9 protein-coding genes and 1 pseudogene are annotated in these 8,072 nt (G+C 58.8%); 1 reads left to right on the forward strand and 9 read right to left on the reverse strand.

Annotated elements, in window-relative coordinates; translation table 11 throughout:
• Positions 1-338: 338 nt before the first annotated feature.
• Positions 339-537 (forward strand): annotated as a pseudogene (locus EN749_RS39000) (7-cyano-7-deazaguanine synthase); the annotation flags it as partial.
• A gap of 56 nt (positions 538-593) precedes the next feature.
• Here the strand turns inward: EN749_RS39000 and EN749_RS24735 are convergent.
• From EN749_RS24735 to EN749_RS24775, 9 genes are all read right to left on the reverse strand, one after another.
• The gene (locus EN749_RS24735) at positions 594-1,607 is read right to left on the reverse strand and encodes a 1-aminocyclopropane-1-carboxylate deaminase (RefSeq protein WP_128364158.1); all 1,014 of its coding nucleotides are present in this window, start codon (positions 1,605-1,607) and stop codon (positions 594-596) included.
• Positions 1,608-2,017: 410 nt separating this feature from the next.
• The gene (locus EN749_RS39620; protein ID WP_348629375.1) at positions 2,018-2,380 is read right to left on the reverse strand and encodes an exopolysaccharide production repressor protein; all 363 of its coding nucleotides are present in this window, start codon (positions 2,378-2,380) and stop codon (positions 2,018-2,020) included.
• The gene (gene fdxB, locus EN749_RS24745; protein ID WP_189367684.1) at positions 2,286-2,603 is read right to left on the reverse strand and encodes a ferredoxin III, nif-specific; all 318 of its coding nucleotides are present in this window, start codon (positions 2,601-2,603) and stop codon (positions 2,286-2,288) included. Before fdxB ends, EN749_RS39620 begins: the two co-directional genes overlap by 95 nt.
• The gene (locus EN749_RS24750) at positions 2,600-2,758 is read right to left on the reverse strand and encodes a CCE_0567 family metalloprotein (protein ID WP_224571204.1); all 159 of its coding nucleotides are present in this window, start codon (positions 2,756-2,758) and stop codon (positions 2,600-2,602) included. The genes fdxB and EN749_RS24750 overlap by 4 nt, the downstream gene beginning before the upstream one ends.
• A gap of 90 nt (positions 2,759-2,848) precedes the next feature.
• Entirely contained in the window at positions 2,849-3,292 is a 444-nt protein-coding gene (locus EN749_RS24755) for a DUF269 domain-containing protein (RefSeq protein WP_245491496.1), read from the reverse strand.
• A 320-nt stretch (positions 3,293-3,612) separates the two neighbouring features.
• Positions 3,613-4,758 (reverse strand): TlpA disulfide reductase family protein, encoded by a 1,146-nt coding sequence (locus tag EN749_RS24760; protein ID WP_063170388.1) that lies wholly within the window; start codon positions 4,756-4,758, stop codon positions 3,613-3,615.
• Positions 4,759-5,030: 272 nt separating this feature from the next.
• Positions 5,031-5,408, reverse strand: coding sequence for a hypothetical protein (locus EN749_RS24765; protein ID WP_024505270.1), 378 nt, complete (start codon positions 5,406-5,408; stop codon positions 5,031-5,033).
• 13 nt (positions 5,409-5,421) lie between these two features.
• The gene (locus tag EN749_RS24770) at positions 5,422-6,720 is read right to left on the reverse strand and encodes a SidA/IucD/PvdA family monooxygenase (protein WP_063169368.1); all 1,299 of its coding nucleotides are present in this window, start codon (positions 6,718-6,720) and stop codon (positions 5,422-5,424) included.
• An 842-nt stretch (positions 6,721-7,562) separates the two neighbouring features.
• Positions 7,563-8,072, reverse strand: a 510-nt coding sequence (locus EN749_RS24775) for a universal stress protein (RefSeq protein ID WP_145990993.1), incomplete at its 5' end; no start/stop codon positions are given.

Here is an 8,072-nt window from a genome sequence, read left to right on the forward strand (position 1 = left end):
GGAATGCACCACGTCTAAGCTTCGGCGAATGCGCGCAGTTACACGCGGGCACCGAATTGTCGCGCCTCACGGCGAACGCACCAAAAGGGCGGGAATCTCGGCGGTCATTTGGGTCCGGGAAGTGTGCGGCCCTCGCCGTTACCCACATTTCGCCAAAGGAAGCGAAGTCAACGCACATTGAAGAGGGCGGTGCTTCCCGGCCGGCTGGGAGCCCTGTCGCTGGCCCAACCTGCCGCACGCCGGCCACGTCAACGCATCAAACTCCCTTCGGTTCGCAAAGTCGTCCCCTCGGAGACCCGGAAGCGCAAGAGCTCCGCAGTCTTCGTTCAACTCTCGCCATCTGCTCCGGGGGATTGGATTCCGTTCCTTTGCTAACAGAGTGGCAGCTGAGCACGAACTCGCCGGCCTCGTGTCTTTCGATTACGGCCAACGGCATAGGAAGAGATTGGATTCGCCGGCCCTCTGCGGACCGAATGAACAGTTCTACAGATCATCGACGTCCGCGAAATTGACCTCGGCCTTTCCGGCCCAGCGCTGAACGGTGTTATGCACGTCCGGTACGGCAGGACGGCGGAATCGCAGTCTGCCGAATGTCAGCCGTTTCGAAAGGTGTAGCCGTACCCGTTGATCGCCGGCGCGCCGCCTAGATGTGCGTAGAGGACCCTCGATCCCTCTGGAAAGAAGCCCCTCTGGACGAGGTCGATCATCCCTTGCATCGATTTGCCCTCGTAAACGGGATCGGTAATCATGCCCTCGAGCCGCGCGCACAGACGGATTGCCTCTTTGGTTTCCTCCGATGGAACGCCATAACCCGGATACGCGTAGTCCTTGAACAACACCACGTCTGCCTCCACAATTTCCGCTCCGAGGTGGACGAGCTTCGCTGTATTTCGGGCGATGCCAAGCACCTGCGCCTTAGTCTTGGCGGGCATGGCGGAGGCATCGATACCGATCACGTTGCGCTGTCGACCGTCCTTGGCGAACCCGACGAGCATGCCGCCGTGGGTTGAACCAGTCACCGTACAGACGACGATATAGTCGAAGGCAAACCCAAGCTGCTTTTCCTGGGCGCGCACCTCCTCAGCGAACCCCACATAGCCCAGGCCGCCGTATTTGTGGACAGAGGCGCCGGCCGGTATCGCATAGGGCCTGCCGCCCCTTGCCTTGACCTCATAAAGTGCCTTTTCCCAGCTGCGGCGGATGCCGATGTCAAAGCCCTCGTCAACCAGGCGCACCTCTGCCCCCATGATGCGGCTCAAGAGGATATTGCCGACCCGGTCGTAGACGGCATCATCATGTGGGACCCAGCTCTCCTGGACCAGGAGGCATTTCATGCCGATCTTGGCGGCGACCGCAGCGACCATGCGCGTATGGTTGGACTGCACGCCACCGATTGTGACGAGCGTATCGGCATCTGACGCGATCGCGTCGGGCACAATGTATTCGAGCTTGCGCAGCTTGTTTCCGCCGAACGCGAGACCGGAGTTGCAGTCCTCGCGTTTGACGTAGATTTCCACCTTGTCGCCCAGATGCTTGCCGAGGCGGTCGAGCCTCTCGATCGGCGTGGGTCCAAAGGTGAGCGGATAACGTTCGAATTTTTCCAGCATGCTATCTCCAGCAAAAAAGTACCTGAACCGGCTACGCACCGGTCAGCCCAAGGGTGTGTGTGATCAAAGCCACCCGTCTTTCGAAGCGGGTGCAGAAGACGTTCATCGTTATTGCAGCACCGAGTTTGTCATTGCGACAAGCAGACCGCATCCGGCGTGCTGCGATGACTCTTATGTGCCTAATCGACCCAACACCCGCATCTCCCGGCCTAAGGACAAACCGAATGTGGTCGCGTCCCACTGCCAAATACAGATCCCCTATATCGATCAGCGCAGTGATCAGAGGGTTACCAAAAGTGGTGTGGGCCTGAGCACTGATAATGTCATCCGCGCATCAAAGCAGCAGCACATGCTGGGTAATTGACTTAGCTGGGACACAGCTGAAAATTGCATTCCGCAGTTGATCAGAGTCAGACGACTGGTACCCGAGCTTTCCTGTAACCATCGGCATGCTGGCCCCTGTGGCGAGTTCCACGAGCGCGGCTAGACTGCCAGATCAGAAAGAGCACGCGGCCGAAGGAGCCGGCCTGAAGCAGCAGCGAACAGGCCAGCGTCGTGACGACTGCCACACGGAGCGAATCCAAAGCGAAGTAAACCATCGACGCATTGCTGCACAGGACCAGCCCCACGAGCCGACAAAAAGATGAAGTGCACGCCGCTCCCCTGGTTTTCGCCAGATCATGTTGCGAGCTCGTCGGCCGCAACATGCGTCTGGCAGTTCTTGGGGCAGACGCGGCCGCAGGCTCCGCAGCCGATGCAGCGGCCGGCATCATCGACAACCATGATCATGCGATTGAGCTTGCCGTCGAAATCGTCGTCCTCGTCATCGCAGGGGCCGAGGATTTCACCCGCATCATCAACGCCGTGAAGATGCATGACATCGCGCGAGCAGACCTTGAAACAACGGCAGCAGCCGATGCAGGTCTTGCTATCGATGGAGGTCAGGTACGGCGGCATCCAAATGGAGCCGTCACGGGTGGTGAATGTGCGCATCATCCTAAATTCTTCATTGAAGCGAGTTCTCTCTTGGCAACATCCAACTCGGCATAAACGGCTTGGGTTTTCTCGGCGACTTCCTGTATGTCGGCCCACTTGCCCGGCAGACCCTCGACGAGGTCCTGCAATGCCATCTTGGCAATAGCTGCACGCAACTGGAGCTTTCAGACTTTTTTCCTCATCCTATCTAGGTCTGACATAGATCCTTTCTGGAACAATGGTTTCTTGATGCGCTCCATCTCGGGCTAGGCTTCAATGGCTGCAGTCGCATCGTCGACCAGTTTCGTACCGGCCTCAGCAAGTTTGCGGAAAGTCTCGAAGCCGAACCGGTGGACGTCTCGACAGAACGCCCAACCGCTGGAAGCCCGCAGGGGCTTCATTCCAATTATTGGCGACGTCGACACGCCGGAGCGCTCCTCGATCGCAAGCGCTACGGCGGTGTAAAACATGTCGAGCCTCCACAGCGCGTCAGGATCGGGATCGCCGCCAAAGGGTACCGCACGTTGCTGTTGCTTGGTGATGATGAACTCGGCCAGCAGCTCGGCATCCGAATGGCCTTCCCATAAGCCGAAGGAATCCTGAGTACGAATGAGCCGCAGGAGGCATTTGACGAACGGGGAAGCAAGGGCCTCGCCGTCCCCGTGGACAGCAGGGCCAACCGGTTCATGAGGAATTTCGCTTTTCCCCAATTTCAGTACTCCTCTTGAAGGACGATCTCTTTTTCTGCGATGTGTGGTTCGGGCGCTTGCGTGGGCGGGGAATGGCTTGGGCGAGCCGATCCCACGCAACAGTGTCCCGTGGCCGACCTCGAGCACGTCCACCAATGCGAGACCTTTCACCGCGGCGCGAACGCCTGCGCCGCGGTTCGACCCGAGGTAAACGCAATGGAAATTCCACCTGCCGCAAGCCGCGCACTTTTGCGGCATCGACGTTATTGCTGCGAAGTGCGCCTGGGCGGGCGGATTTGCCGGTGTTCAATTCCAATTGTCATGCCCTTCGCGATCCTTGCTCAGGAAGTGACAGCGTTTTGAGTTTCGGAAGTCTTGTTTTGCGGAGCCACACAGAGACCCGCGTGACAGGCAGGCTCACCCGTGTAGTTGGCCAGGGCTTGGAGCAACGAGGTGAGGTAGCGCTGTTTGGTTTGGTCCGGCACTGGCTCCGAATGGTCCAGCGATTTGATTGCCACCTCGATCAACTCGATCGCCCGGTCCTTGTTGCCGCTCTCGTAATAATACTGAGCGACCGGAAAGTAACACCCGAATTTAAAGTCTCCATCGCCTTGCGGAGGATTAAGTTCCAGGATCTGTTCGGAGAGCTCCTTGCCCATCGCAAAGCGATCATCATGCGGAAGATGGGAGTTGTCGATCGTGGGATGGAAGAGTTGGTTCAGCGCCATCACCACCCAAGACATCGCTTCGAACTTTTTGTTGATCGCGTCCTCGACCAATTCGCGCATAAGCGGCAAGCCGGTTTTGATGTCGCGCAGCTTGTGAAGCAGAATATCCGCATGAACCCGCCGAAAATCAAAAGAGTCTGGCATCACGGCGAGGCCTTCTTCGATGGCCAATAGTGCCGCTGCCCAATCCTCGTCCTGCATCGCCGGCCCAAGTTTGGCGTATATCGGCTGACTCAGCGACGATTCGCGCACACGCGAGATTCGCTTTGCATCGACGGCTTTCGCTTCATAGCTGCTGCGCCAGCTGCCGTTAAGGACTTTCGGCAAAACGTCATCGAGAGGTGCCGGGTGGCCGATATAAGCGATGTGGCCGTCGCGGTCGACCACGAACGAGGTGGGAATCCCGAACGAAGAGCTGGGTTCCAGCCAGAGCTTTTTCATTTCGCCAGTGCAATCGAACGCTGTCCGATAATTCAGATTCGGGAACTTCTCGGTCAGCCAGGCATCCACGTTGGTCCGCGCTTCGTCCGCGGTTGCAGCCTTTTCGCAAGCTGCGACTCCGATAATCTCAAATCCGCTGTCTTTATATTTCTCCTGCAGTTCGATCAAATGGGGCATGGCGTGGACACATGGTCGGCACCAAGTCGCCCAAAATTCAACGAGGTAGACCTTGCCGGGCCGAAGGCTCGTGAGGGGCTCGCCACGCAGCCAGTTCTCCACTTTCAGCGCAGGAGCCGGGGACCCCATACGCAGTTCCATCTTGGTGTCCAAAGTCATTCCACACCTTTCGTCTCTTTTGTCGCGGAATATTTTCCAGTCAAAATCGGACACGGTCTCGAGGGCATTGCTCCCTCTCGCTTGCTTCAGCGGAGCTCTCACCGTGTTGCCGCACATCAAGCACGGCAAAGGGCATGCCAACCCTTCTTAGCTTCGGCAAGCGCCGGTACCGCCTTGAATAAGCGAGCCCTAACACGGCCAGCTGACGTTAACCTGAATGTCGGCTTTCGACGGCTCACCTTAGCGGCTGCCGTTTAGGAAGGTGAGAGTTTGGCTGGCCCGCTGGCGATAAGACCGGCTTCGGCGTCCTGGAGTAGTCGCACTTCGGCGATGGGGTCGAAAGTGCGGGAGAGGCTCGGTACCCTTGCAGCCACCGCCGCATGTGGCCCGGCGTCATAATTCGCGTCGCGGTTGCCAACGGCGGCGTTGGGCTCGATCCACGTGGCGTTGAGCCCGACAGCACGTAAAGCTGCATCGTGATTGAATGCCCTTTGCTGTTTCACGCCAAGCAGGAGTCGCGCGACGCTACCTTGCTCAAGCGCGAGCAGAGCGATCTGACGCCGTAGGAATATTGCTCGTCCCGCTTTTGCCGCCAGAGGCGGAAATCTTTCCTGAATGCCACCGCCGATCATCAATATCGACGAATCATATCCCGCTGCCCATTTGTTCGACTCCGAGGTCGGGCCAGCACTCCGTCAAGGGACGGTTGATGAACCCTAGATGCTCGGGATTGGCGCATGGCGCGCGCCGCAGAAGGCTGTCAAGGATGCGGCGCGCTCGCCAGGCCAGCAGCCCAAAGTTCGGATCAGCCAGCCCGCGCTGTCCAAGGCAGGCGTTCTGAACGAAAAGGCGTCGGTCTCGCGGTCCGTCCCAGTACACCGAAAAATCCTCGCCGATGGCGAGCTCATTGCCGATCTGTTCGAGGCGATCTGCGATCGGTTCTAGGAAACCCGGCAGCGGTTTCTCGTACCCGGTGGCCAGGATGACGATATCGGCGGTTACTTCTCCGATGTTGTCCAAGCCGCGTTGCAGCGTGAGCCTGTGCCCTGCTCCGGCATTGATGCAGCGCGACACGTTGCAACTTGGCCGCAATGTGATCTCGCATTGGTGTGGCTCGAGAAAGGCGTGGTGGTAGAGCGCCTGATAGACCGCGCGCAACTTGCTTTCTGAAATGCCCTCGGAGGCAAGCGCGAAACGCCGCAGGAACAGCTGTCGATGCACCTCGCTCATCGCAGCAAAACGATCCGAGAAGCATGGCGTGAACAGCCCGTTTGTGAACGCGTGGTCGTCGAAAGGCATCTCGCGCGTCAAGACCCATGTGATCGCCGCGGGCCGCCGTTCTTTCGGCCGGCCGACAAGGTGCAGTAGCAGCTCGGCTCCCGACTGTCCGCCGCCAACAACGCAGACATGCTTTTTTTGCACCTCAGGATTGATGTGGGCCAACTCAGATGAGTGGAACAGGTTGGGTCCAGTCCAGCCATGAAACTGAGGCGGAATTTGCGCCTGCTTGCCTATGTCGATGACGAGGTTTCTTGCATCAAGGACCGCGTTGTCCGTCCGCACGCGAAACTCGCCGTCAAAGCGGATTTCGCGAACGGCCTCGCCGCCACGGACAAGCGGATTCTTCTGGAACGCCCAGTTGAGATATTGGGCGAACTCGGCTCTAAGCACCCCGTGAAATTGCGCATTGAGGAAATTGTAAAGACGCCCGTTCTCGTGGAGGTAGTTTACGAATGTGTAGGCTGATCGCGGATTGACCAGAGTAACCAGATCCTGGAAGTGGCCGACCTGGAGCTCCGCGCAATCGAAAGCGCTGCCTGGATGTCCTCGGAAATCGACCTCCCGGTCCAGGAACAGTGCCCCTTGCGCAATCTCTTCCTGTATCTGACACGCAAGGCTCAAATTAGATGGTCCAGCACCCACACCAATACAAAAGAGGTCCACTTATCCTTACTCCTCTAGGAGTGTTTTCCAACTCAGCGGCATGTTGACGTCGATTGCCGGGCATTGAGCAATGCGAACCTCACAGGCATGCTTGAGCCGCGGTCCCGACTGAGAGGACAGCAAAAGCGTGTGCCGCCTTCCAGGTCTTGGGCTCAATGTCGGCGGCATCGACAGCGGCGCGGCGTGATCCGAACCCAAGAGCAGAAGGAAAGTGTGTGATGCTGTCGCGCGGCTCTTCCGGATCTTACGGCGGCTTCTAGCGCCGGCCTCCACCCCAGGAGTGGCTGTTTCCCTGCCACGACGGAAGCGGCTCTTTCTTTCGAGGGGCGTAACCATGGATAACGGCTCTTAATGCTTTCGGAGACTCCCATGCATGCGGCGTGCCGGATAAAGACCTGTCAAACCAACGAGTTCGCGCAGTTCCAGCTCGTCTGGAATCCGACATTGTCGCACGCCCGACGATCGGGCAGGGGAAGCTCCGCGGCAGCGGCCCTTGCACACCGCAGGCTGACAGGGACAGCCGCCGATTTGACGCGCGTCCGGGTACTGATAAGGGGCCTTCCAACAGGGTTCGCGCACGAGGCGGGGTCTCCTGGTACACCCGCCCTGTGGCTTGGCTGCGGTCTGCTGCAGCCGTTCGTCTTTACTGCCCGTTGCGGACGATCTCGCACGAGTTGGTTCACGAGAGCGTCGTGAAGCAGTCGAGGCGTCCGGTTTGGCTCTGACAAGCGTCGCAAGATGTTCGCGGATCCAGCCATGTCTCCGCAATCCGACCGGTAACCGACGACGACTTCGGACTGGTTGGCGGTCCTACGACCTGATCGGTGTTCCTACGGAGCTGATCAGCGAGCCAAAAACAGCGGCAATGTGGTCTTCCCAAAGCTCCAGCTCGGCGGACCGCCGAAAATCCGCTCACGCAGCCCACGGCTGCCATAAGCACCCATAACCATCATGTCAGCACAGATGTCGTTCGCGTGCTGGGTCAGCACTGTGCCCGCCGATTTGCCGGCGCTCTTAAGCAGGTCAACGGAGACCCGAGCACCGTGCCGAGTAAGATAGGCAGCGATGTCAGCTCCAGACTGCGCGCCTTTCCCGTTGTTTTGCGCCTTTGGATCGACCATAGCGACACAGACTTCCTTGGCAGCGGATAGGATACTAAGAGCTTCCCGAACCGCACGCGAGGCCTCTACACGCGAATCCCAGCCGACCAGCACGCGTCGAGGCGACAGCGTCGCCTTAACGCCCTTCGGCACGATGAGCACCGGCTTTCCGCTATCGAACAAGCAGCCGTTGACAACAGGAGGTCCGAGAGTCTCATCGTTGAGGAGGTCTCCTCCAACGATCGTCAGGTC

The organism is Mesorhizobium sp. M7A.F.Ca.ET.027.02.1.1 (assembly GCF_004022985.1).
Lineage (GTDB): Bacteria > Pseudomonadota > Alphaproteobacteria > Rhizobiales > Rhizobiaceae > Mesorhizobium.